We start from the raw sequence: 25,702 nt of genomic DNA on the forward strand, positions 1-25,702 counted from the left end.
GTTAAGAAATTTGTGAGATCATTTGACCGATCCTCAAAAGGCTTCAAAATCCGATATTAGGAAACTAATATCGGATTTTTTATGTCTTTAGAAAGCCAACTTGCCAATACTTTTCGGTCGTGTAATACCTTCCACCACTTTGATAAATACTCTGACATTCTTAGTCCAGAGCTTATCCAGCAAGGTTTTGAGCAAGCTGGTGTCGCAACCGTTAGAAGAAGACGGTTACCTTTAGAAGCCGTACTTTGGTCCGTTGTTGGAATGAGTCTCTTTCGTCAACAATCTGTTTGGGATATTGCTAACCAACTCGATATTGTCCTGCCAGACAAACGACGTTTTGTTGCACCAAGTGCTGTTGTTCAAGCGAGACAGAGATTAGGCGAAGAAGGTGTAAAGCAAGTCTTTAAGAAGATGGCTGCGCACAGCTATCAGTCGTCTAACTTCGAAACTTGGTGTGGACTAAACCTTCTATCCGTCGATGGTGTCGTTTGGAGAACGACAGATACACCCGAAAATCATCAAGAGTTTAAAGCGCAGTGCAATCAATCATCTGAGAATATTTACCCTAAGATCCGTATGGTTTGCTTGATGGAGCTTACAAGTCATCAGCTAATCGATAGTGCATTCTCTGACTATCGCACCAGCGAAATGCGTCTCGCAGAAGAGCTTATTGAACAAACGCCAGATCAATCACTGACTATTTTTGACAAAGGATATTACTCTTTAGGACTGCTTAATCGCTGGAACAAAGTCGGTCAAGAAAGGCATTGGATGCTCCCTGTGAGAAAAGACTTTCAGTATGACGTTGTCCATAAATACAGCCAGAGTGATGCTATCGTTGCTATAAAAACATCACCTCAGGCAAGGAAGAAATTCAGTGACCTGCCTGAAATAATAGAAGCAAGGTTGGTATCGAAAGTCATCAAAGGTAAGGAGTATCAGGTTCTTACCTCAATGCGTGATGGGTTGCGCTTTCCTGGAGAAGACATTGTAGAGCTCTATCGCTATCGCTGGGAAATCGAATTAGGCTATAGAGAAATGAAGCAAACCTTGCTTGATAGTGAATATACATTGCGAAGTAAGCGCCCAGATATGGTTAGACAGGAGCTCTGGGGGATTTTGTTAGCCTATAACCTTATAAGGCAGGTTATGACAAAGGCAGCGAGTAATTTAGATAGCGTTTGGCCGAACCAATTAAGCTTTACGAGTAGTGCCATGGCTGTGACTCAATACTTTGCAGCTTTACCTTTAACGAGTCCAGGGAAACTCCCTAAACACTATGAAGTGCTACTACAGCAAATATCCATGTTTATCCTACCACCCCGAAGAGACGATAGAAATTATCCTCGTTGGGTGAAACTGAAACCCAAGAAATATGCGACAAATAGAAAAAATGCCAGTCAGCTTAACTGACTGGCATTACTCTCATCGAGCTCTTTTTGTTTTCTCTCGTCAAACGTAATCGCTAGAACTGAACCTTATCGGCATCAAAATAATAGCGTGAAGTTGCGATATCCATTCCCCCGGTTACCGGCAAGCAGACCCCAGTAATAAAGCTCGCTTTATCACTGGCTAAAAAGCTCACGGCATTAGCGATATCATCCGGCTCACCCATGCGTTTAATCGGTTGTGTGGCGAGGAAGTGATCAATGTACTCGGTGGTGAGATTTTTCTTTACCGCATCGGTCGCAATCATACCCGGCAATACCGCATTGCAGCGAATACCAAAACTCGCATATTGAATCGCGATTTGGCGCGTCATGTGATTAATCGCGTTTTTCGAAGTACCGTAAGCAATACTCGACATTTCAGCGCTTAATGAGGAGAGTGAAGAGATATTAACAATCGCACCGCCCCCCTGCTTCACCATGGTTGGGATCACTGCTTTTGAAGGAATAAACACGCTGTTGATATTGGCGAGAATGTTCTTCTCCCAGCTGGTCACTTCGGTATGTGCTAAATCCCTATCTTGACGCAAATCAACACCACCAAAGTTATTGATCAAAACATCAATTCTCCCCTCTTGTTCGAGAATAGAATCAATTAAGCTCGCGTAAGTATCATTCTCAAAAGCATTAAAAAATACTCCAACCGCACGCCCACTTTCACCATCATTACGACTGCGCGTATTGATTTCACGCGCTGTTGCACTGGCTAAATCTAAATCCCAGTCTGCAACATAAACCTTGGCACCTTTCGCGGCTAAAAGCAGACTACAAGCACGGCCTATGCCTTGTGCTCCTGCCAATACCAAAGCAATTTTATTGTCGAATTCATTTTGGTTTTGATTATTATTGATCACTGATGACATACAAATTCCTCACTCAATATCGTTGAGCCATAATTGGTCGATTATGTGCTAGCAACGAGGCTACATATTCATTCCCATGCCTGCATTGGCGCTTTTACCTAAGCGGTAATACCAAATAGAAAGCGGGATAAAAATCAAATTCATGATGGTGGTAAAGTTCCAACCAAATCCGTCTTGATTGATGGTGCGTAAGCCTTGCGCCGTTGCATCAATATTAAGCCCATTAAAAATGAGATCGACACACAGGCCGGTAAATAGAATCGCAACAAACAGTAAGCCTACCATCCATCTTGCTGGTCGTTGACCATAGTATTTTTGGTAAACTCGCATCATTGGAATGGTTAAAACATCGGCGAGAATAAACCCAATTACGCCCCCAAATGAGATACCGCCATGCCAGAGTGCTGCCGCTAGCAGCAAATTACCGACCGAACAAACATAGGCAATCACCGCGACAAAAATACCGATAATCACATCAAGGAAGGAATGTAACCACACCGGTAAATTAACGTCATTACTAATAAATAGCATGCGCCAACCTTCTATCGGTACTATCGCAATTAACAGGGATGACACCACAACACCAATCAGGATCTCTTTGCCAATCATCGACAAATCCATTTGGAAAAAGCCTGCCGATTTGGTGATTTTTTCCATCATGGGAGACAGCGGGACTTGTGGTTCAATGTGCATCTCTTTCTTCGGCATCGAATGCATATCCATACCGCAGTCACTTTCTTCATGCTTCATCGAAGACATATCCATGCCGCAGTCGCTTTCTTCATGCTTCATCGAAGACATATCCATGCCGCAGTCTGCCATTGCGGATTTTTTCGGTTGCTCCGCTGCGATATGTTGGCGTAACTCGGTCTCAACCTCTTTCGGATAGAAGCGCTGAAAAAGAACCGCGACTGTCACGATCAAAATAAGTCCACCCAGCACTTCACCCCATAGGAATGTCCAGCCTAATAAAGCCACCAGCACGATAAACATTTCAACAATCAAATTAGTGCTCGCGACCAAAAATGCCGTCGCATTGGCTAAAGTCGATTTTTTACTCAATAAGGTATGTGATAGAGAAGCTGCAGCATAGGAGCAGGATGAGGAGACCATGCCAAGTACTGTCGAATACGAAAGGCTTTTTAGATTCGTTTTACCAAGATGTTTCGCCACCGTTTCAACGGGCAAAAGGTGACGAATAAATGAAGATAGCATTAGGCCAAATGCCAGCGGCCAAAAGATTTGCCACACCATATTGCTAAACACAGAAACAATATGGAAAAGAAGATTACCGCCATCACTTTGCATAAGTGACTCCTTGCTAGGACGATTAAATGCTCTCTAAGCATAGTACGCCTATCAAAAAGCTTTGTGCCTTACTGAAAACTCAATCTATAAATGCAAATTTAGAGTGCCATTGACGTCGGATGAACTTTACTGTGCAAAATGCAATAAACGTCATACTTGGACTTATGAATACTCGATGCATCGGTATTCATCGCTTCATTTTTCATTTGCACACGCACATGCACACAAAAATGTCACGATTCACTCACACTATCTCCACCGGAAGCTACATATAAGTCATAATTATTATATAGTTAGCCAATAATTCAACACTAATGCATTCATGCTACGTCAGCTATTATTTTTATGGACCAATCCGATTGTGATCGCAATCTACTCACGATCAAAAATGCCGTTCATATCAAAGATGGATTTCGCTGACTAAATAAGGAATATTTTAATGAGAGCGCATTTATTACTTCTCGCGACACTCGGTATGATTCAAGGTTGTAGCGAAGAGCCGCCAATCGATAGTAACGTCAATTCTATTCGTCCTGTAAAACTGTTTAATGTCACTGAGCAACAAGCGAATGTTACCGCTTCCTTTCCCGGAATTATTCAAAGTAAAAATCTCAAAGAAATCAGCTTCACGACAACCGGAAGAGTAACCGAATTCCCAATCAAAGAAGCCATGCTTGTAAAAGCAGGCGATGTTATTGCTAGACTAGACCAACGTGAACTTAAAAATGCATTGAGTAAAGCCAAGTCTCAATATCAAATCGCTTCTGATGAGTACCAAAGAATTGCAAAACTCGCAAAAACAGGCGCGGTATCAAAAAGCTCATTACAAGCGAAACAAACGGAACGTGATTTAGCGCGCGTACAACTCGATAGTGCTCAGCAAGCACTAAATGATTCCACCCTTTTTGCCCCGATTGACGGAATCATCGCACAAACCTTTATTGAAAAAGACCAAGTGATTTCCAGCGGGCAAACGGTAGCGATACTGATTGGTGAAGGCGAACTCGAAGCCTCAATCGACGTCCCTGGAAAGTTCCTAGCTCTATTGCATCAAAATTCAATGATTGAAGGGCAGCCATCACAAAGTTGGATATCTCTTGATTCCCTTCCCTCGCAACGTTTTCCTGCGGAGTTTAAAGAAGCAACGCTTGTGGCAGATCCAACCACTCAAACTTACGGCCTGACGTTTGCTTTCAAGGCAACAACGGACATTCTTATTCTGCCCGGCATGAATGTTTCTGTGGATATTACTGTCACCGGAAATGAGTCAATACAGTACCTCAGCATCCCAATCGATGCCGTCGGTAGTGACAGTGAAGGCACTTTTGTATGGTTGGTAGATACAGATTCTATGATGGTCTCCAAACAACACGTTACCTTAAAAGAGCAAATTGGTGAGTCTATTGCCGTGCTTGAAGGACTGAGCAAAGGCGATACCATCGTGAGTGCTGGTGTAAGCCAACTTTCTGAAGGCATTACAGTTAGAGAATGGAAATAAACGGCAGCCACGTTAGACAAGCAGGTAACTAATATGAACATTGCAGAGTTCACGATAAAAAAGACGGTACTCAGTATTATCGTCATTTTTATCACGTTATTAGGCGGTTGGAACGCCTATCAAAACATGGCGCGATTTGAAGATCCTGAATTTACTATTCGCGAAGCGGTCGTTATAACGCAATACCCCGGAGCTTCTCCTCATGAGGTGGCGTTAGAAGTAACTGAGCCATTGGAAAAATCGATTCAACAACTCGCAGAAGTTAAGAAAATTCGCTCGGTTTCAACTCATGGTAAATCTGAAATTACCGTCGAAGTAAAATACGAAGCGTCTAAAACAAGAGCAGACCTTCAGCTGGTATGGAATAAGTTACGCAACAAGGTTAGCGATGCTGAGCGTTCGTTGCCTCCAGGTGCTGGCGAACCTTATGTAGCAGACGATTTTGGTGATGTATTCGGCCTATTGTATTTCCTAACCGGCGAAGGATATGACAATGCAGAATTAAAGAAATACGCAGATTCACTTCAAAGTACCATTTTAAAAGTTGATGGCGTTGCTCGTGTCACTATTGAAGGGGCGAAGAAAGAAGTCATTTACGTTGAGCTTTCTCGTAGTGATATCAAGCGGTTGGGACTCTCTTTCAATAACGTTCTTAACGTTCTATCACAACAAAATGCCATGGCTTCTGCCGGTAACGTAAAAGTAGGCACTAAGCGGCTGTTTATTGACCCTACAGATGCGATCGATTCTGTTGATGCCATTAAGAATTTATTGGTTGCAGCAGAGCCGAATGGCAAGTTGGTCTACCTTAAAGATATTGCGCACATTTATCGCGGCTATCAAGAGCCGGATGAGAAAATCTACAACTACAATGGTCAACCAGCGCTTGCGATTGGTATCTCCGGAGTTTTAGGCAGCAATATTGTCAAGATTGGTGCAGGGATAGATCAAGCAATTGATGACAATTTAAACCTTCGCCCGCTCGGCATGGAACTACACGAGTTTTATCACCAATCAAAGATTGTTGATGCTTCTGTACAAAATTTCGTTCTTAACGTCGCCGCGGCGTTAGCCATTGTGATCATCACCTTGTTCATTTTTATGGGTATGAAATCAGCAACGGTCATTGGCGCAATTCTATTACTGACAATATCTGCCACCTTAGCAACCATGAACTATGTTTCTATTCCGATGCACCGCATCTCTTTAGGTGCATTAATCATTGCGTTAGGGATGATGGTGGACAACGCCATTGTCGTGACTGAAGGGATTCTCGTTGGCATCAAAAATGGTTTCTCGAAACTCGCCATTGCGAAGAAAATTGTTGAACGTTCGATATGGCCACTACTTGGCGGCACATTAGTTGGCATCATAGCCTTTGCCCCTATTGGTTTCGCTCCAGGCTCAACGGCGGAATACACCGGGCATTTATTTTGGGTTATTTTAATTTCTCTGCTTTATAGCTGGGTATTTGCCATTACGCTAACGCCCCTATTTTGTTACTGGCTGTTCAAAGAGCCTACAGAAAACACATCAGCTAACACTCAACCAGAGGGGCGTTTTAGCCAAGGCTATAAGTCTGTTCTAGTCTACTCGCTGAAAAAACGTACTCAAGTGATTGGTTGTATTGTCGCATTGTTTGCCATTTCGGTATGGGGTTTTAGCTTTGTAAAACCGGGCTTCTTCCCAGCCTCAACCACACCACTGTTTGTGGTTGATTATTGGCTACCGGAAGGCACCGATATTACCGAAACAAAAGCGGATATTGCCAAGCTTAATCAATTTGTTGCCACGCTCGAGGGTGTTGAAGAAATACAATCCTCAGTCGGAGGTGGTGCTCCACGCTTTATGCTGGTTTACGCTCCTCAGTCAGCCAACTCATCTTATGGCCAATTACTGGTAAAAACAGGCAGTGATAAACAAATTGATGCTCTTCTACCGCAAATTCAACACTACATCGATGAACAATTTACCGATGCACAAGGTAAGGTTTGGAAATTTGTACTTGGTCCTGGCGGTGGCTCTAAGATCCAAGCAAAATTCACCGGCCCAGATCCTAAGGTACTCAGAACAATAGCTGAAGAAGCAAAGCAAATTATGGTTAATGATGGGCAAGCACTTTCCATCAAAGATAATTGGCGCGAGCCTGTGCCAGTAATTGAGCCGATTTATGCTGAAAAAGCAGCGCAACGCATTGGGGTTTCTCGCGAAGACTTAGCCACCGCGCTCGAACGTAATTTTTCAGGTCAAAGCGTTGGGGCGTATCGTGAAGGCGACGAATTGATCCCGATCATTACACGTGCAACCGAAAATGAGCGAACCCGCATTGACGACATTCGCAACGTATTAGTGGTCAGCTCAATCACTGGTGAAAGCATTCCGATTGACCAAGTTGTTGACGGCTACAAAACCGTTTGGCGTGATGGCTTAGTTCGCCGAGTAAATCGAGATTGGGAGTTAATCGTTCAAGCTGATCCCATCCCGGGAGTGTTGACATCGGATGTATTTAATCGCGTACGTCCGCACATCGAATCAATCGATTTACCTGATGGCTACTCACTCGATTGGGGAGGCGAATATGGCGATTCTAAAGAATCCAACGAAAACCTTGCATCGACAATTCCACTTGGATTCCTTGCTATGGTGCTAGTGGTATTTGTCTTATTTGGTACCGTGCGTCAACCTGTGGTTATTTGGCTGGTGGTGCCGCTCGCCATTGTTGGCGTTGTCGCAGGACTATTACTCACCCAGACACCAATGGAGTTTATGGCTATTCTTGGCCTGTTGTCTTTGTCTGGTTTGTTGATTAAGAATGCGATTGTGTTAGTTGACCAAATAGATCTCGAAATATCAGAAGGTAAAGCAAGGTTCGATGCGGTAGTAGACGCGTCAGCAAGCCGTGTAAGACCAGTATTGATGGGAGCATTAACCACTGTCTTGGGCGTTATACCGCTCTATTTTGATGCGTTTTTCAAATCAATGTCTGTCGTATTGGTGTTTGGACTCACGTTCGCCACCTTGCTTACACTCATCATTGTACCGCTGCTCTATTCTGTATTTTTCAAGATTCAAGCGACTGAAACTCAAGAGCGTTGATACTAATATTTGAATCTTAAACGAGGATAAAAAAGAGCCAGCAATATTGCTGGCTCTCTTATTTTCCTTACTTCTGCATGCGCTTTTTCAAACGAGCCAGTTCAATGGCGTTTGAGCGAACAGTTAGCTTAATATGATCATATTCATATTCTTCTTTAATCACACTCATGCTGGTGCGGATTTCACCAATAATCCCTTGAGCGTCATACTGAATAATGAACTCTTCTTCGATCATATCTTGCTGCGAAGAATCAACAATGTATTGGTGCAGCTTAGCCACATCAAGCGGGTTGCGAGTGGATGTCATCATCGCATCTGGGAACTCTTCCATCAGAGCTTGCTGCTGTTCGAGACTCAGTTGGTCAGATTTATTCAGAACCAACAGCTTTTTAATATCATCAACACCCACTTCACCAAGAACTTCATGCACCACATCAAGTTGTGTGCGGAAGGTGGCATCCGAGGCATCAACCACATAAAGCAGTAATGATGCGTCATGCGCCTCTGCAAGCGTCGAGTGGAATGAAGCCACTAAGTCATGGGGTAGCTTTTTAATAAAGCCAACCGTATCTGAAACCAGAATACGTGGTTGAGTTGTTGGGTACAGCGCGCGTACCGTGGTATCGAGCGTGGCAAACAGTTTATTTTCCACCAGCACTTCACTGCCCGTCAATGCGCGCATCATCGAAGATTTACCCGCGTTGGTGTAACCAACCAGAGCAACACTGAATAGCTCTGAGCGTTGAGAACGACGGTTTTTCAACTCATGTTGTACACTGACCAACTCGCGTCTGAGTTCTGCGATTTGATCACGGACTTTACGGCGATCGAGTTCCAGCGTGGTTTCACCAGCACCTTTACCCATTTGACGCTCTTTGTTACCGCTGGTCGATTCACGTAGGCGCGGTGCTAAATAGTTAAGGCGGGCAATTTCAACCTGTAGACGAGCAGTACGCGTACGCGCATGGCGACTAAAGATCTCGATAATGATGCCAGTGCGGTCAAACACTTCAACACCCAACTGGTTCTCAACGTTACGTAATTGAGATGGACTCAAATCACAGTCAAACACCACCACATCCGCACAATACAATGGCAAATTTTCTGATGGCAAATCGTCAAAGCGCATTTCATCATAAATTGGCGCATCAAACGCCATATCACCAAACGACTCATCATCGAACAGATCTTCGGTGTCGAGATCTTCTTCCATCTCGCCTCGGTTCCCCGTCAAGCGAGCGATCTCCGCCATTTTGCCTACACCTAACACATTTTGTTTTTGAGTTGAGGCAAGGTTTTGTGACTGAGTGCCCACTACGTTAAAGCCTAATGTCGTCACAAGGCGGGCTAATTCAGCGAGAGATTCTTTCGCCTCTACCCCTTTAAATTGCGGTGTGCAGATGGAAATAAGTAAGGCGTTATTCTGTAATGGTTTGGCGGTTAGCTGCATAATTCTTTATGTTCGCGCACGGTTGTGCGACCTGCGTCTTTATCGATAATTGTCGCCGATCCTACGTTGTTATCGCCTCTCTTTATAGGAAAATAAAAAACTAATTGAAGAATAAATTGGTTCTCTAGGTAACCCACTGAATAAAAAGAGTTAATCATTGGCAAGTTGAGACACCGCTTGAAAGCAACACTTGGCTATCTTCGCGATAAGCAGCTCAATCACTACAGGTCCCCCTGATCTCATCAAACCAGCAACTCATCTAAAGCGAGATAATCGTTAGCTCCGCATCCCTTAATAGAGAAAAGAAAATATTCGTTAATTTTTCTAATGAAAGTGTTGACAGTAAATTTCCGGAAGCATATATTGATTACACGAACTGCCAGATGGAGTTTGTAGACAGCTTGATTCGCCTTATAGAGGGAATAACAAGTTGTCAGTTTGGAAGTGATGCTTTACCCATCATTGATGTGTTTGTGCTTTAGCTTCTGATTATTCACTGTTGAACCGTATGTCTATTAAGCCAAATTAGGCTTAGGAATATGGCTTCAATCTCATCGCAAAATGCGGTGAGAACTATTGCTTATTATTGAAGGATAGTATTATGCGTAATGTAGATATTTCTCCCCTATACCGCCATGCCATTGGTTTTGATCGTCTGTTTAACCTTGTAGAAAACAGTGCGAAAAAACCATCTCAAACTGGTTACCCACCATACAACATCGAACAGAAAGATGAGCACAACTACCGTATTACTATGGCTGTTGCTGGTTTCTCTGAAGATGCATTAACACTGACTCAAAACGAAAATATGCTGATTGTTTCCGGCGAAATCAAAGCGTCCGAGACAAAGCCAACTTACGTTTATCAAGGTATTGCTGAACGCAACTTTGAACGAAAATTCCAACTGGCTGATTACGTCACTGTATCAGCAGCAAGTATGGAAAATGGTTTGCTACATATTGATCTTGTACGTGAAGTACCAGAAGCAATGCAACCACGTAAGATCGCAATCAACAAGTAGTTCTTTATAAGTGAACACTTGTAGAACATAAATCAGTATTGCCGTTAAACACCATGCGACAAAGCGTAAAAGATATCGCTTTAACCCTGGCTAAGATGGGCTCATACCCTAGTCAAATTGGTCGCATACGATGACGTAGCCACCTGTTTATCGGCACTATTGACAACAGTATATTCCATTGAGAATGAGCATAGTGATAGCAAAAATGCATTCTATGTTCTTATAAAATCAACATTCGAATTTAGCTAATTTGCATTAATATAACTAATGCAAATTACAGAGGTAATTATTATGGGTAAAATCATTGGTATCGACTTAGGTACAACTAACTCTTGTGTTTCTGTTTTAGATGGCGACAAACCACGCGTAATTGAAAACGCGGAAGGTGAACGCACCACAGCTTCAGTTGTGGCCTACACAGATGGGGAAACATTGGTCGGCCAACCGGCAAAACGCCAAGCGGTAACCAACCCAACCAACACGCTATTTGCAATTAAGCGTTTGATTGGTCGTCGTTTTGAAGACAAAGAAGTTCAGCGTGACATCGAAATCATGCCTTACAAAATCGTTAAGGCTGACAATGGTGATGCTTGGGTAGAAGCGAAAGGCCAAAAAATGGCAGCGCCTCAAGTTTCAGCTGAAATTCTGAAAAAAATGAAGAAAACGGCAGAAGATTTCCTTGGTGAAGAAGTCACTGGCGCTGTTATTACAGTTCCGGCTTACTTTAACGACGCTCAACGTCAAGCAACCAAAGACGCTGGTCGTATCGCAGGTCTGGAAGTAAAACGTATCATCAACGAACCAACAGCAGCAGCGTTGGCATACGGCCTAGATAAAAAAGGCGGCGATCGCACTATCGCGGTTTACGACTTAGGTGGTGGTACTTTTGATATCTCGATCATCGAAATCGACCAAGTTGAAGGCGAGCAAACCTTTGAAGTTCTTGCAACTAACGGTGATACACACCTTGGTGGTGAAGACTTTGATAACCGCTTAATCAACTACTTAGTCGATGAGTTCAAAAAAGAACAAGGTATCGACCTGAAAGTTGACCCATTGGCGATGCAACGTGTAAAAGAAGCAGCAGAAAAAGCAAAAATCGAGCTTTCTTCTACTACACAAACGGATGTTAACTTGCCATACGTAACGGCTGACGCAACCGGTCCTAAGCACATGAACGTCAAAGTGACTCGTGCGAAATTGGAATCGTTAGTGGAAGATCTTGTCCAGCGTTCTATTGAACCACTTAAAGTGGCTCTGGCAGATGCGAAACTATCAGTAAGCGACATCACCGATGTGATTTTGGTCGGTGGTCAAACACGTATGCCAATGGTACAAGCGAAAGTTGCGGAGTTCTTTGGTAAAGAAGCACGCCGTGATGTTAACCCTGACGAAGCAGTTGCGATGGGTGCAGCCGTTCAAGGTGGTGTGCTAGCGGGTGAAGTAAAAGATGTGTTGCTATTGGATGTTACCCCACTCTCTCTCGGTATCGAGACGATGGGCGGTGTAATGACCAAATTGGTTGAGAAAAACACCACTATTCCAACCAAGGCGAACCAAACGTTCTCAACCGCAGAAGATAACCAAAGTGCAGTAACGATTCACGTTCTGCAAGGTGAGCGTAAACAAGCGACTTTCAACAAGTCTCTTGGTCAGTTCAACCTTGAAGGTATTCAGCCTGCACCACGTGGTATGGCGCAAATTGAAGTGACTTTCGACCTAGATGCTGATGGTATCTTGAATGTCTCTGCTAAGGATAAAACCACCGGCAAAGAACAGAAAATCACTATCCAAGCGTCAGGCGGTTTGAGCGATGCTGAGATTGAGAAAATGGTACAAGAAGCGGAAGCAAACAAAGACGCGGACAAAAAGTTCGAAGAGTTAGCCACCGCACGTAACCAAGCGGATCAGATGATTCACGGTACTCGTAAACAAATCGAAGAAGTGGGTGAAGCTCTACCAGCTGAAGAGAAAGCAAAAATTGAAACTGCAATCAATGAGGTTGAAGTGGCTCGTAAGGGCGATGACAAAGAAGCGATTGATACCAAGGTTCAAGCTCTCGCAGCAGCGGCGCAAAAACTGATGGAGATTGCTCAACAGCAAGCTCAAGCGCAACAAGCTCAAGGCAATGACTCACAATCGAAAGATGATGATGTGGTTGATGCTGAATTTGAAGAAGTGAAATAACGCTTTAGCTCAACTATCTATACCATCTTAGGTGGTTGAGCGATATCATATTAGCAATGGCATTAAGGGCGTAAGAGATTTCTCGTACGCCCTTTTCCAGTTTTAGTCAGGAATAAAGCAAGAGGCTGACATGTCCAAACGAGATTATTACAGCGTGCTAGGCGTCTCTAAAGGAGACGACGTTAAAGATATTAAGAAAGCGTACAAAAAGCTCGCAATGAAATATCACCCAGACAAAAACCCTGGGGATGCAACGGCTGAAGACAAATTCAAAGAAATTAAAGAAGCCTACGAAATTCTTACCGACACTGATAAACGTCGCCAATACGATCAATTTGGTCATGCCGCTTTTGATGGCAGCCATGGTGGTTTTGGTGGTCATTCTCAACAAGGTCATGGTGGCTTCGAAGATATCTTTGGCGGTGCATTTAGACAACAAGGCGGTGGCTTTGGTGGCGGCTTTGGTGGTTTTGAAGATATGTTCTCTCAAGGTCGTGGCCGACAAGCGCGCCCCCAAAAAGGCCAAGATCGTGAATTTACCTTTACCGTTGATTTTGTCGATGCGGTACAAGGTGCCGAAAAGGTCGTTGAACTGCCAATTAATGGCGAACAGAAGAAAATCAACGTTAAGATCCCAGCGGGCATCAAAGACGGTGAAAAAATTCGCTTCGGCGGCAAAGGTGGCCCAGGTATCAACGGCGGTCCAGCCGGTGATTTACTGCTTGTAATTGCCACCCGTTCACACGCGTTTCTAAAGCGCGATGAAGATAACCTTATCTGCACTAACCATGTTGATATGATCACCGCAGCATTGGGTGGTGAGACTGAAGTGAATGTGTTAGATAGCCGTTTTAAACTGAAAATCCCAGCGGGCACACAAAGTGGCCGTAAGTTTAAAATCACCGGTAAAGGCGTGACCAACCGTAAAGGCGTGACGGGTGATTTATTGGTGGTCATCCAAGTTGATACCCCAACCAACCTTACCGATGAACAAAAAGCAATTCTAACGCAGTTCCAAGCAACGCTTTGATCTTGCGATTCACCGTTCTGATATGACAAAGCCACCATTACGGTGGCTTTGTTTTTCTCTAACAGCTCATTTCAGTTGTGTTTCTGTTGGGGGGCTTTTATCTAACGTTTAAATCAGATCTTTTTGATAAGGACAGCGGTTCCCATCCCACCGCCAATACAGAGTGAAGCCAGGCCAAATTGAACTTCTCTCTTCTCCATTTCATAAATCAGTGTCGTCAATATACGGCCACCAGATGCGCCAAGTGGATGACCTAGTGCAATCGCACCGCCGTTAACATTGGTCTTATCATCGAACCAACTCATCGGTAACTCGTATTTTTCACTCAAGCCATGCATTACGCCTAAAGCTTGCGCGGCAAACGCTTCATTTAGCTCAAGCAACTGTACATCGGCTAGCGTCATGTTCGCTCTTGCCAAGGCTTGTTCAATTGCCGGTACAGGCCCTAACCCCATAAAGGCAGGATCTAAACCACCCTGACCGTAACTGACAATTTCAGCCAGTGGTTTTAAGCCATGTTCTTTGACCGCTTTTTCAGAGGCGACGACAAACGCAACCCCACCGTCATTGATACCCGAAGCATTACCCGCCGTGACAGAACCCTCTTTCTTAAAGGCAGGTCTGAGCTTGCCAAGGCTCTCAAGTGATGCGTCTGCGCGTGGGTATTCATCTTGCGTAAACAGTGAGGTGGTGCGGCGCTGATGCACTTCCACTGGCACGATTTCATCGACAAAACGCCCTTGTTCAATCGCGGCAACGGCGCGTTGCTGGCTACGCAAAGCAAAAGCATCTTGGCTGTCACGATTAATTTGGTATTTTTCAGCGACGTTTTCCGCAGTCATCCCCATGTGATAACTATTGAACGCATCCGTTAAACCATCATGGATCATGGTATCAACCAACTGTTGATTGCCCATTTTGCTGCCGAATCGGTTCTGCGCACTAACCAAATATGGCGTACTTGACATGTTTTCCATGCCAGCCGCCACAACAAGGTCTGCATCGCCTGCTTTGATCTTCGTCGCCGCTTCCATCACGGTTTTCATGCCACTACCGCAAATCATATTGAGCGTATAAGCAGGCACCGAATCTGGCACATCAGCGAATTTTGCAGCCTGACGCCCCGGCCCCATACCTTGGCCTGCGGTTAGCACATTACCGACAATCACTTCATCCAGTAAATCAGGAGAGACGCTCGCTTGTTCTAAAGCCGCCTTGATGGCATGGCCGCCTAATTCAAACGCAGGCACTAATGATAAAGAGCCGCCAAATGCGCCTAAAGCCGTGCGTTTCGCACCTACAATATAAACTTTGCTCATAAGTTACTCCTTAAATCACCAAGCCGCCGTCGATTTTTAGTGTTTGCCCAGTAATGAAGCAGGCATTATCACTGGCAAGAAACAACACGCCGTTGGCAATATCTTCTGGCTTGCCCATGCGACCAAGTGGCGTTTTAGTTTTCATGTAATCAAGCACTTTTTCTGGCAAATCGACCGTCATTGGGGTTTCGATAAAGCCCGGAGCGACACAGTTAGCACGCACTTGTGCGCCTTTACGCGAAAACTCTTTCGCCCAACCTTTGGTCATAGCAATCACACCACCTTTGGTTGCGCCATAGTTACTTTGGCCTACGTTGCCATCAGTACCGACAACAGAAGACATGGTGATGATTGAGCCGACACCATTTTCTATCATGCTCGGCGCAACCGCCTGAGTCATATTGAACACGCCTTTAAGATTGACGTTAATCACCATGTCCCAATCGTCTTCGCTCATACGATCAAGTAGATTATCTCGGGTAATACCAGCGTTATTAACCAACACGTCAACTTTGCCATGTTCTTGAATGATCTCTTCAACAAGAGCGTGAATGCCTGCACGTTCACAGACGTTTAGTTGTTTCACGCGCACATTGTCATATTGGCTTTGCAGATCTTCCGCCGCTTGAGCATTCATGTCGCAAGCGTACACCATCGCCGCATTTTGCTTCGCGAATGTTTCTACGATGCAGCGGCCAATTCCTTGAGCGCCACCAGTAACGATACAGATTTTGTCAGTAAGCATAGTTTTCACCTTAATCAGGAGGGATGCGAAACTATGTCTTGGCATAGTTTAAATTTTCGCAGTAGGTGAAATGATTCTATGGACTAATTTGCAAGTTGTAGATTGATTTAACAACAAAACACTATTGCAAATTCGGGATAATATTAGGTTGCTATCGAAGGTGTAATTTGTATATCAACCACTAAAAGTGTCTATTTCTCATATGTTACGGAGAGTTTTTGACCTGCATTAACAAACAGAGCAAATTCGGTTTAATCTCTATTTCAGTTCCGCTATAACTGTGATTACACGAATTTTGCAATAATTAAGGATGCATCATGTTAGATAAAATTGTTTATTTTCTGCATGTTGTACGCACTGGATCATTTAGTCTCGCAGCAAAACAATACGGTATTTCCGCCTCTGCAGGCAGTCGCTGGATCATTGAACTTGAAGAAAGCATGGGCATCAGCCTGTTAAAACGTTCGACACGCAAAGTGGTACCAACCCAAGCCGGTTTACGACTATTTGAACGCTTCAATCAAGTAAACAGTGAAATTGATGACATTTTCACTGAAATACAAAACTTAGGAAATGATGACCGAGGTATTATTCGCATCGCCTCTACGCCTCTGTTTGCACGCGATTTCCTTGGACAAATTGTCGGAGAATATTTACAGCAATACCCTCATGTCACCTTCCGTATTCTCGAAACGGCTTTCGATATGGATCACCTTGATGAAATCGACTTTGCTATCCGCGCCAGTGCGGTTTATCAGGGCTTTCAAGAGAAAGACAGCTTATTAGTGAAACGTTCATTATTGAAATATCCGCTGATGGCATGTTGCTCCCCTGAATACATCAACAAATACGGCCAACCCGAATACCCCGAGGATCTGCGTCGTCACAACTGCTTATACGCCTCAACCTTGGTGGGTGGAAACAAATGGGTATTTGAACGTGATGGTGAAATGACAACGGTCAATATTTCTCAGACCGTTGAGGTAGAAGATAGCCAATTTATTAAAACCGTCGCATTAAATGGCGGTGGCATTAGCTACCTACCTGTGCGTCTAATCCAAGACGAGCTTGATGATGGGCAACTAGTACAAGTGTTACAGCAATACACCAACAGTGAATTTGAATTTAGCCTTTACTATCGCCCTCGCCGACAGATGCCCATGCGTTGCGTTAATTTTAAAGATTACCTTATTCGCCGTGTACGAGAGATCTCTGGCCAAGAATAGCCTCCACCTTTTCCCAGCCACATATAATTGAGAGCAGCCTGAAGCTGCTCTTTTTATTATCCCGAATTCGCAATTATCTTTCCTTTTATTGTCTATTTTTTCATTAATCAGAAATGAATACACTTTTTTCATTAGCTCTGGATAGCGATGCCCAGGCCACAATAAATTTCCAGAAGGAAAGCAGAATGAAAACAAAAGTGTTAACTGCCCTACAAGCAGCAGCTTTGATAGAAAATGGTGACAAGGTGATCTTAGGCGGTTTCATCGGCGCAGTCGTGCCAGAAGCCATTGAACGTGCCATTGGCGAACGCTTCCTTGCGACCGGTCAACCGAATGATCTCGAACTCTATTTTACCGCAGGCCAAGGTGATGGTGTTGATAAAGCGACAAACCACTTAGCGCACCCGGGCATGGTCAGCATGGCATGTGGCGGTCACTGGGGATTAATTCCTCGCCTACAAAAATTGGCCAACGACAACCAAATTCAAGGTTATAACTTCCCACAAGGTGTGATTGCTCAGCTACTTCGTGATTCAGCGGCTGGTAAACCTGGCACGCTATCTCACGTTGGTTTAGGCACTTTTGTTGATCCTCGTTTAGGTGGCGGAAAAATCAATACCTCTACATCTGAAGACCGTGTTTCAGTGATAGAAATTGAAGGCGAAGAGTTCTTATTTTACAAACGCCTTAACCCAACGGTTGCCCTTTTACGCGGCACCACTGCAGACGAAAACGGCAACGTCACCATGGAAGATGAATGTCTGTTTTTGGAAAACCTCGCGGCGGCACAATTGGTCACCAACATGGGTGGCAAGGTAATTGTGCAAGTAAAACGCGTGGTAAAAAACGGCGAGTTGGATCCTCAGCAAGTGCGCATCCCGGGCATTTTCGTCAACGCGATTGTGATTGCTGAAGAGTCATTGCACATGCAAACCTTCGCGGAACCAATGAACCCGGCCTACTGCGGCCGAGGAGACAAAGGATGTGGAGAATCCTATCAACAAACGGTTAGCGCTCGTCCACTCGATGCAAAAAAAATCATCGCTCGTCGCGCAGCGATGGAACTGCAACATGGCGCCATTCTTAATTATGGCATTGGCGTACCGGAAGTGATCGCAGAGGTCACGGATGAAGAAGGCATTACCGATCAGATGATTGCAACAGTTGAGCCAGGCGCAATCGGCGGTACACCAGCAGGCGGTTTGAGCTTTGGCGCATCGGCTTTTCCTGAAGCGGTGATCACTCAAGACCAAATGTTCGATTTTTATGATGGCGGCGGTATTGACCAAGCCTTTCTTGGATTAGCGGAATGTGACCAGCACGGCAACCTGAATGTATCTAAGTTTGGTAGCAAAATTGCGGGCTGTGGCGGTTTCATCAACATTACCCAAAATGCAAAGCAGGTGTTTTTCTGCGGCACATTTACCGCAGGTAAACTTGAAATCGAAACCGGTAACGGCGAGCTGACGATTATCAATGATGGCCACATCAACAAGCTAATCAAAGAAGTGCAGCAAATTACCTTCTCAGCAGACATTGCGAGACGTAACCACAAACCCGTGCTTTATATCACTGAGCGCGCGGTATTCCGTTTGGGTGCAACCACATTAGAGTTGATTGAAATCGCACCGGGCGTCGATTTAGACCGCGACATACTCGCTAGAATGGACTTTAACCCGATCATAAGCCGTGATTTAAAAACCATGGATGCACGCATTTTCCGTGATGAACCGATGGGGCTCACTCTGTCATCACCATCACAAATGCCGACTGAAGTGACATCAAAGCAAACCGTCGCAGCGTAATCCTATGCCCTCTCACGCCTCGCAAATGGTGTGAGAGGGAAATTGCTTTGCCATACAGCAGCACTCGTGTTTTCGACATTGGCTGTATCGCAAAGTTATTTTAGAGATAGAAACCATGAGTTACTCCATAGAACAGCTCGTTGTTGGTCAACGAGCACATTTTGAAAAAACCATCAGTGAATCTGACATTCAGCTTTTTTGCGGCATTAGTGGCGACATCAATCCAGTGCATGTTAGCCAAATCGCTGGTCAAAATAGCATTTTTGGTAATCGCGTTGCCCACGGCATCATGGTGTCAGGCCTGACATCGGCAGTACTCGGCATGCAGCTACCGGGGCCGGGAACGATTTATCTTGGCCAAGAGCTCAAATTTACTGCTCCAGTTTTTATTGGCGATACCATCCGCGCAGAAGTGGAAGTGATCGAAATCAACGCAGAAAAAAACATCGCAAAGTTGGCGACCCGTAGCGTGAATCAACATGACAAAATCGTGATTCAAGGCGTCGCCACCGTTATGCCCCCAAAACACTAATTCTATAAATAAGGTATTGTTATGATTATTGAACCTATTGTTCAAGGTGTGGTTGCGCGTTCAGCTCACCCTATCGGCTGCCGTCAAGCGGTATTAAACCAAATCGACTACGTAAAAAATGCTCCCGCTATCCAAGGTGGTCCAAAAAAAGTACTGATTCTTGGGGCATCTTCTGGTTTTGGTTTGGCTTCACGTATTAGCCTCGCTTTTGGCGGCTCAAATGCCGACACTATTGGGGTATCATTTGAACGTGGCCCAAGTGATAAAGGCGTGGGTACTGCGGGTTGGTATAACAACATTTACTTCCGCCAAGAAGCTGAAAAACAGGGCTTGATTGCTAAAAACTTTGTTGGTGACGCTTTCTCTGCACACACTCGCCAGGATGTTTTGGACTACATTCAAAATGAATTTGGTGGCTCAGTCGACTTGGTGGTTTATAGCCTAGCAACTGGTGTTCGTCCCAATCCAGAAACGGGCGAGTTATGGCGCTCATCCATCAAAACCGTCGGTGAGCCTGTTTCAGGGCCAACCATCAACATTGAGATGGATGCGCTTGAAACCATGCAAGTCGAGACTGCCTCAGAGGCAGAACTGGATGCGACCATCAAAGTGATGGGCGGTGAAGATTGGCAAAGTTGGATCAACATGCTTTCTGATGCGGGTGTATTAGCTCAAGGATGCAAAACCGTTGCTTACTCTTACGTTGGTCCAGAGGTCACCTACCCGATTTATCACCAAGGCACGCTTGGCCGCGCGAAAGCACACCTGCATAACACTGCAGACACACTCAATGAGCAACTCGGCGCCATTGGTGGCGAGGCTTATGTCTCTGTCTGTAAAGCGCTTGTCACCAAAGCCAGCGTCTTTATTCCTGCATTTTCACCTTACATTCTTTCACTGTTTAAAGTGATGAAAGAAAAAGGCACGCACGAGGGTTGTATTGAGCAAATGCAACGTTTATTCGCTCAACGTCTTTACAGTAATTTTACTGCCGTACCTGTTGATGACGCGCGTCTCATTCGTATCGATGACTGGGAATTAGAAGAGCAAACACAATCTGAAGTCAAAGCAATGATGGCGACAATGGATAATGATAACTTCCAACAAATTGGCGATTATCAAGGCTATAAGCTCGACTTTATGCAACTGAATGGGTTTGGCTTTTCTGAGGTGGATTATTCCACGCCAGTCAATATGCAAGAATTGGCATTATTAACACCATAAACACGTCATAGCCATTGATGGAAGCTCTACCTTTACGGCAGAGCTTCATTTGTATTCAATTGATTTATAAGAACTTAAAAAACATCATCCGACTGACTTCACACAATTCATTCTTGCAAAATCAGGATAATACCGCACTTTTAATGGGGTATTATAAGGATGAAAAATAATTCAAGTATCACCCTACAAGGTACATAATATGAACAAGAAACATCTTATTGAAATAACGATATTTCTCACCTACGCCCTCTTTGCTATGTCTTGGGTTGCTGGTTCAATGATGACGCCAAACATCATGGCCTTCTACAATATTGAAGGCATGGCCGCCGCTACATGGATGAACAATGCTATTACCATCGCCAAAATTATTGGTAACCTCGCAGCAGCTTGGCTACTGGTTAAAATGGGACCAAAGAAAGCCTTTGCGATTGCTTCACTATTAATCGCTGCCGGTGCTGCTGGCGTATTTGCCGGAAACTACTCTCTGTATGTGGTTTCTCGTTTGGTGATGGGTTTTGGTGGTGCATTTGCCATTGTTTACTTCAACCCAATCGTGATTAACTACTTTAATGCTGAAGAGCGCCCAATGATCAACGGTATCAACGCGGCGGCTTTCAATATGGGTAACCTGCTAGCCTTGTTATTCACCGGTTCACTACTTTCTACTTTGGGCAACTGGCAGAATGTTATCTTAGCTATCTCAGCGGTCAGCCTCGCAGTTCTTGTGGTGTGGTGGTTCATTAGTGACGACTTCTCTCTATCTACAAGCTCGACAGGTGACAAACCACAAGTGACTTACACGCTAAAAGATGGCGTAAAAGAGTCAGTAAACTGGTGGCTACCGATTGCTTATTCTGGTCTTCTATTCTGCTACATCTCTGTTTTTGCGCTTTTCCCATTAGTCCCAACATTTGCAGCCGAAGCTAAATACCTTTCTTCAATCATGATTGGCGCAGGTATGGTGGGCACGATTGCCGGCATCATGATTGTTAAACGCTACCCACTACGTGTACCTGTTATCCGTGGCTGTGGTTTGGCAATGACGCTGTTCGCTGCTGTGATGATCACCACCAGCAATGCCACTATCGCTTACGCAGCTGCGTTTATGGCTGGCTTCTTCATGTTCATGCCGATGACGGCACTGGTGACACTACCACAAGAGCTGCCAAATATGACACCTGCTCGTATCACGGTGATCTTCGGTATGTTCTGGTCAATCTCTTACATGATTGAAACCGTACTGATGTTCTTAGCAGGTGTACTTGCAGATATGACTGGCAACATTGCTTACGCTGCAACGTTCGCTGTTATCTGTTCTTCAACTTTCTTCCTTGCGAGCTTCTTCTTGCCTGAAACAGGTAAAAAGCCAGAGCTTGTTAATCACACTACCAAAACTGCTTAAGGAGGCGTTATGCGCCAAGTAAGTCCAAAATTACAAGCATGGTTAGAGAACTTTAACATTGCTGTGGGCCAATTAATTGAAAATGGATTTAAACCAACAGCGACCAATGCTCGTGAAGGTTTAGCGAATTTAACCAAAGGTTTAGTGACTGATATCCCTGCCGTCGCATGGGTACAAGATGACTTGGTCATCGGTGAAGCTTACAACGTTCCAGTGCGTATCTATCACCCAGAACCAGAAACTGCGCTACCAGTATTAGTCTATTACCATGGCGGCGGCCATATGGCGGGCAGCGTAACGGTTTACGACCCTATCTGTCGTAAGCTAGCGCTCGCAACCAAACACATTGTTGTTGCTGTAGATTACCGCCTTGCACCTGAGTGCCCTTACCCTGCCGGCGTCATTGACGCATACACAGTGGTTAGCAACCTATGGGCAACGCTAGATGGCCGTGAGTTGAACTACTTGCCAACGCTATCGATTGCTGGTGATTCAGGTGGTGGCGCTTTAGTGGCGACGGTGAGTGCTAAAGCACAATTCGATGACAAGGTGAACATTGCCAAGCAAGTCATGCTTTACCCTAGCCTCGATTACACGATGGACAGTGCGTCAATGGAAGAAAACGCGACGGGCTACCTACTGCAAAAAGGTAAGATAGCTTGGTACTTCGACAATTACTTCCATAACAACGAAGATCGCCGCGAAGCATCACCACTGTATCAACCAATGTCGGCACAATTACCAGCGACATTGATGATGACTGCAGAATTCTGCCCACTGCGTGACGAGGGCATTGCTTACGCAGAGATGGCACAAAGTGCAGGTGCACATGTTGAGCACTACCACTTCAATGACATGATCCATACCTTCCTAAATATGGAAGATCTGGTCAAAGAAGAGTGCGATACCGTTTACCAAAAAATCAGTGCATTCCTAAATTAAGCACACACCCAAATAAGTACCCTCTTATAACTTGGTGCTTACTTCTGCCCCTCTAGTGGGTAACTCCTTGAAGTAAGCACCCTATTTACACGGAAATGAATATGAAAGCGCAGACGTTATTTTTAACGGTGGCGGGGCTTTGTTCGTCTTTTGCTACCCACGCCGCTGTTGTTGAGCTCAATGATGACATCAAATTAGACTGGGGAATGGACGCCTATGTGCGTGGCCACGCTATCGATGCCTCAGGTGAGGAAAGCAGCAACGGTTATACCAGTCGATTTCGCGTAAAAACCAATCTTATTCTCTCTGACGGTTGGTCGATCAACACGCGCTGGCAAGGTTATTATGATTGGTCAGGTGACCGTCGACACAGCGGTGGCGCTGGCACTAACTATACCGATGGTAGCAACTCAGACGGCCTATCAATCGATCTCGGCTTTGTACAATATGCAGACCAAGGTTTAGTGCTTCGCGCGGGTCGCCAACGTGCCGATTGGGCCTACGGTTTTAATATTGAAAACGACCGCCGTGATCGTTTATTGGCGATGAAATCCTACCAATATGGCAACAATGATCAAATTAGTTTACTCGGCATCTATGATTTACGTTTTGCGGAAAGTGAATACGCAACGGACCTAGATGTTTATGATGATGTGCATATGTACGCACTAGCCGCTGTGGGTAGCCACGGCATCGTCGACTGGGGCATGCTTTGGGCCTACTTTGACGGTGGTGACGGTAATATTGGTGATTCGTCCACCGGTATTCCGCAAGCAGGTTATGGTATCGATTACTTCCATAACATCTCGCCTTTCGTCAACGTAGTAATGAATGACTTTTCAATCAAAGCCGCTGCAAACGTTATTTTATCAGACTCTACCGATAAAAATGGCTATCACACAACATGGGGGGCCGATGGCTTTGCTGGTTTTGTTGAAACAAGCTATCAGTTAACGCCTACCGTGAAGCTACAAGCACAAGCCATTGGTTTTGTAGATGGGGGGTTAGTCGGACGAGGCTTTGATACCTATTCTGGCCTGATTAACAACAATGACCGTAACGATCCTAATCCTATTTCACGTCAGTTCTTTGGTGGTTTAGGTCATGAGAATAACGATGGTCAACTCTATGCGGCACGCATCGATTGGCAAGCCTCTGAGCAGTGGAACATTAAATTTGCTGGCGGACAAATGAATATTGATCACAACCTCGGTAGTGATACCAATTTAGAAGCCACCTTCTTAGATCTCAGCACACAATATCAATGGAGTAAATTCACTGATTTTACTGTGCAAATGAGTTGGGCTGATAAAGATATTGATGATCTGGCGGTGATGGCAATGGTAAACATCAAATACAACTAAGCGTAATTAAATCTGCTTTATCTATAAACAGCAACGCCGCTAAGCGAGCCTCACAGCTCGCTTTTTCTATCTTCCATTATAATCCCCCCTGTTCACGTACTCCCCCACTCCTTAATCACTTAAAAATGGACACCGGAGTAACGCATAAGTCAATGTTGCAAATTAAGCATGCAGGAACACGCAGTTGCGAAGTTTGGTATATAGTTCTTTAAGAGATTCATTCTTTTAAAGAACTTGAAAGAAATGAAATGATGTTTAGGAACGGATGATTATAAAGGCTTCTTATATGACAAATAACATTGCAGAACGCGCACAAATGGGTGTGCTATCGGATCCTTCTACATTTGCTGAGTACCTTACTTTTGTCCTCAAAAGTACCGCTGACACCGAATCGGTTCAAGATGCCCTTTCGCAAATCTCTGGTATTGAAAAATCCATTGCTCAAAAAGATCCCAGTGCAAATTTGAGTATTACCGTCGGTATTGCTAAAAATGCATGGACTACTGCGCTGCCTGACGTTGTCATGCCTAAACACCTCACTACATTTACTGAAATGAAAGATGGCGAGCGCCATTTTCCTAGTACCGCCGGCGACATTTTTCTAATGATCAAATCAGAGCGTATTGATTTGAACTACCAAGCCGCTAAATATCTTTTAGCAGCCTTTAAAGATTCCGCAGAGTTGGTTGAAGATATCCAAGGCTTCAAATATTTAGACAACCGTGACTTGATTGATTTTGTTGATGGGACAGAGAATCCAAAACACCAAGCGCGTGTGAATGCTGTTTTAGTACAAGATGAAGCTGAAATCCACCTTGGCGGTAGCTACCTCACCGTACAGCGCTACGTAGACAGAGAAATGTCTTGGCATGAGCAGCCGCAACACTACCAAGAGCAAGTCATTGGTCGTACTAAGTTCGATAATATTGAGCTCGATGACGATGAGAAACCTGCATGGGCTCACAACAACAAAAGCAAAGTGGTGATTGATGACCAAGAGATCAAAATGCTGCGTCAGAATCGCCCTTTTGGTAATGCCCTCGAACATGGCACCATGTTTATCGGCTTTGCAGCTGACTCCAATGTCATTGAAACCTCTCTACGTCAAATGATGTACGCCGATGAAAACGGTGACTACGATCGCTTATTAGATTTTGTTGATGCGAAATCAGGCGCCAACTATTTTGTGCTATCGCAAACCGCAATGGCGCTATTTGACGACGAATAGCGCTGCCAGTTAGC

19 protein-coding genes are annotated in these 25,702 nt (G+C 44.6%); 14 read left to right on the forward strand and 5 right to left on the reverse strand.

From position 1 onward, the window contains the following. Positions 1-81: 81 nt before the first annotated feature. The gene (locus tag RJD38_RS00295; RefSeq protein WP_065430246.1) at positions 82-1,413 is read left to right on the forward strand and encodes an IS4 family transposase; all 1,332 of its coding nucleotides are present in this window, start codon (positions 82-84) and stop codon (positions 1,411-1,413) included. A 52-nt stretch (positions 1,414-1,465) separates the two neighbouring features. On the opposite strand, the gene RJD38_RS00300 is transcribed toward RJD38_RS00295, so the two are convergent. Continuing rightward, a complete protein-coding gene (locus RJD38_RS00300) occupies positions 1,466-2,311 on the reverse strand; it encodes an SDR family NAD(P)-dependent oxidoreductase (protein ID WP_065430245.1) in 846 nt (281 codons plus the stop codon). A gap of 60 nt (positions 2,312-2,371) precedes the next feature. Further along, a complete protein-coding gene (locus RJD38_RS00305) occupies positions 2,372-3,619 on the reverse strand; it encodes a permease (protein ID WP_065430244.1) in 1,248 nt (415 codons plus the stop codon). 439 nt (positions 3,620-4,058) lie between these two features. On the opposite strand from RJD38_RS00305, the gene RJD38_RS00310 reads away from it, so the two are divergent. Continuing rightward, the gene (locus RJD38_RS00310) at positions 4,059-5,117 is read left to right on the forward strand and encodes an efflux RND transporter periplasmic adaptor subunit (RefSeq protein WP_065430243.1); all 1,059 of its coding nucleotides are present in this window, start codon (positions 4,059-4,061) and stop codon (positions 5,115-5,117) included. A gap of 33 nt (positions 5,118-5,150) precedes the next feature. Continuing rightward, positions 5,151-8,213 (forward strand): efflux RND transporter permease subunit, encoded by a 3,063-nt coding sequence (locus RJD38_RS00315; RefSeq protein ID WP_065430242.1) that lies wholly within the window; start codon positions 5,151-5,153, stop codon positions 8,211-8,213. A 67-nt stretch (positions 8,214-8,280) separates the two neighbouring features. Here RJD38_RS00315 and hflX read toward each other — a convergent pair whose 3' ends face one another. Then, on the reverse strand, positions 8,281-9,663 hold the full coding sequence (hflX, locus tag RJD38_RS00320; RefSeq protein WP_065545225.1) for a GTPase HflX: 1,383 nt from the start codon (positions 9,661-9,663) through the stop codon (positions 8,281-8,283). A 601-nt stretch (positions 9,664-10,264) separates the two neighbouring features. Between hflX and RJD38_RS00325 the strand changes: the two genes are divergently transcribed. From RJD38_RS00325 to RJD38_RS00335, 3 genes are all read left to right on the forward strand, one after another. Continuing rightward, the gene (locus RJD38_RS00325; RefSeq protein ID WP_005594913.1) at positions 10,265-10,684 is read left to right on the forward strand and encodes an Hsp20 family protein; all 420 of its coding nucleotides are present in this window, start codon (positions 10,265-10,267) and stop codon (positions 10,682-10,684) included. Positions 10,685-10,975: 291 nt separating this feature from the next. Then, complete coding sequence (dnaK, locus tag RJD38_RS00330; protein ID WP_065545224.1) at positions 10,976-12,871, forward strand: molecular chaperone DnaK; 1,896 nt, start codon at positions 10,976-10,978, stop codon at positions 12,869-12,871. A gap of 130 nt (positions 12,872-13,001) precedes the next feature. Beyond that, a complete protein-coding gene (locus tag RJD38_RS00335) occupies positions 13,002-13,901 on the forward strand; it encodes a DnaJ C-terminal domain-containing protein (protein ID WP_065430240.1) in 900 nt (299 codons plus the stop codon). 113 nt (positions 13,902-14,014) lie between these two features. Here the strand turns inward: RJD38_RS00335 and RJD38_RS00340 are convergent, their stop codons facing one another. Next, the gene (locus tag RJD38_RS00340; RefSeq protein ID WP_065545223.1) at positions 14,015-15,220 is read right to left on the reverse strand and encodes an acetyl-CoA C-acetyltransferase; all 1,206 of its coding nucleotides are present in this window, start codon (positions 15,218-15,220) and stop codon (positions 14,015-14,017) included. Between the two features lie 10 nt (positions 15,221-15,230). Further along, a complete protein-coding gene (locus RJD38_RS00345; RefSeq protein WP_005594908.1) occupies positions 15,231-15,965 on the reverse strand; it encodes a beta-ketoacyl-ACP reductase in 735 nt (244 codons plus the stop codon). Between the two features lie 317 nt (positions 15,966-16,282). On the opposite strand from RJD38_RS00345, the gene RJD38_RS00350 reads away from it, so the two are divergent. From RJD38_RS00350 to RJD38_RS00385, 8 genes are all read left to right on the forward strand, one after another. Next, the gene (locus RJD38_RS00350; protein ID WP_005594907.1) at positions 16,283-17,191 is read left to right on the forward strand and encodes a LysR family transcriptional regulator; all 909 of its coding nucleotides are present in this window, start codon (positions 16,283-16,285) and stop codon (positions 17,189-17,191) included. Positions 17,192-17,376: 185 nt separating this feature from the next. Further along, positions 17,377-18,996 (forward strand): acyl CoA:acetate/3-ketoacid CoA transferase, encoded by a 1,620-nt coding sequence (locus tag RJD38_RS00355; RefSeq protein WP_065545222.1) that lies wholly within the window; start codon positions 17,377-17,379, stop codon positions 18,994-18,996. 115 nt (positions 18,997-19,111) lie between these two features. Further along, positions 19,112-19,528: a MaoC family dehydratase gene (locus RJD38_RS00360; RefSeq protein ID WP_005594905.1), complete on the forward strand. Its 417-nt coding sequence runs from the start codon at positions 19,112-19,114 to the stop codon at positions 19,526-19,528. Between the two features lie 21 nt (positions 19,529-19,549). Then, a complete protein-coding gene (gene fabV, locus RJD38_RS00365) occupies positions 19,550-20,752 on the forward strand; it encodes an enoyl-ACP reductase FabV (RefSeq protein WP_005594904.1) in 1,203 nt (400 codons plus the stop codon). A gap of 199 nt (positions 20,753-20,951) precedes the next feature. After that, the gene (locus tag RJD38_RS00370) at positions 20,952-22,154 is read left to right on the forward strand and encodes an MFS transporter (RefSeq protein ID WP_005594903.1); all 1,203 of its coding nucleotides are present in this window, start codon (positions 20,952-20,954) and stop codon (positions 22,152-22,154) included. Between the two features lie 9 nt (positions 22,155-22,163). Further along, entirely contained in the window at positions 22,164-23,096 is a 933-nt protein-coding gene (locus RJD38_RS00375; RefSeq protein ID WP_005594902.1) for an alpha/beta hydrolase, read from the forward strand. 101 nt (positions 23,097-23,197) lie between these two features. After that, complete coding sequence (locus tag RJD38_RS00380) at positions 23,198-24,460, forward strand: hypothetical protein (protein WP_065545221.1); 1,263 nt, start codon at positions 23,198-23,200, stop codon at positions 24,458-24,460. Positions 24,461-24,746: 286 nt separating this feature from the next. Further along, a complete protein-coding gene (locus RJD38_RS00385; RefSeq protein ID WP_005594898.1) occupies positions 24,747-25,688 on the forward strand; it encodes a Dyp-type peroxidase in 942 nt (313 codons plus the stop codon). Positions 25,689-25,702: the final 14 nt, after the last annotated feature.

It is taken from the genome of Vibrio scophthalmi, from assembly GCF_040869025.1.
In the GTDB taxonomy this organism is placed as follows: Bacteria; Pseudomonadota; Gammaproteobacteria; order Enterobacterales; family Vibrionaceae; genus Vibrio; species Vibrio scophthalmi.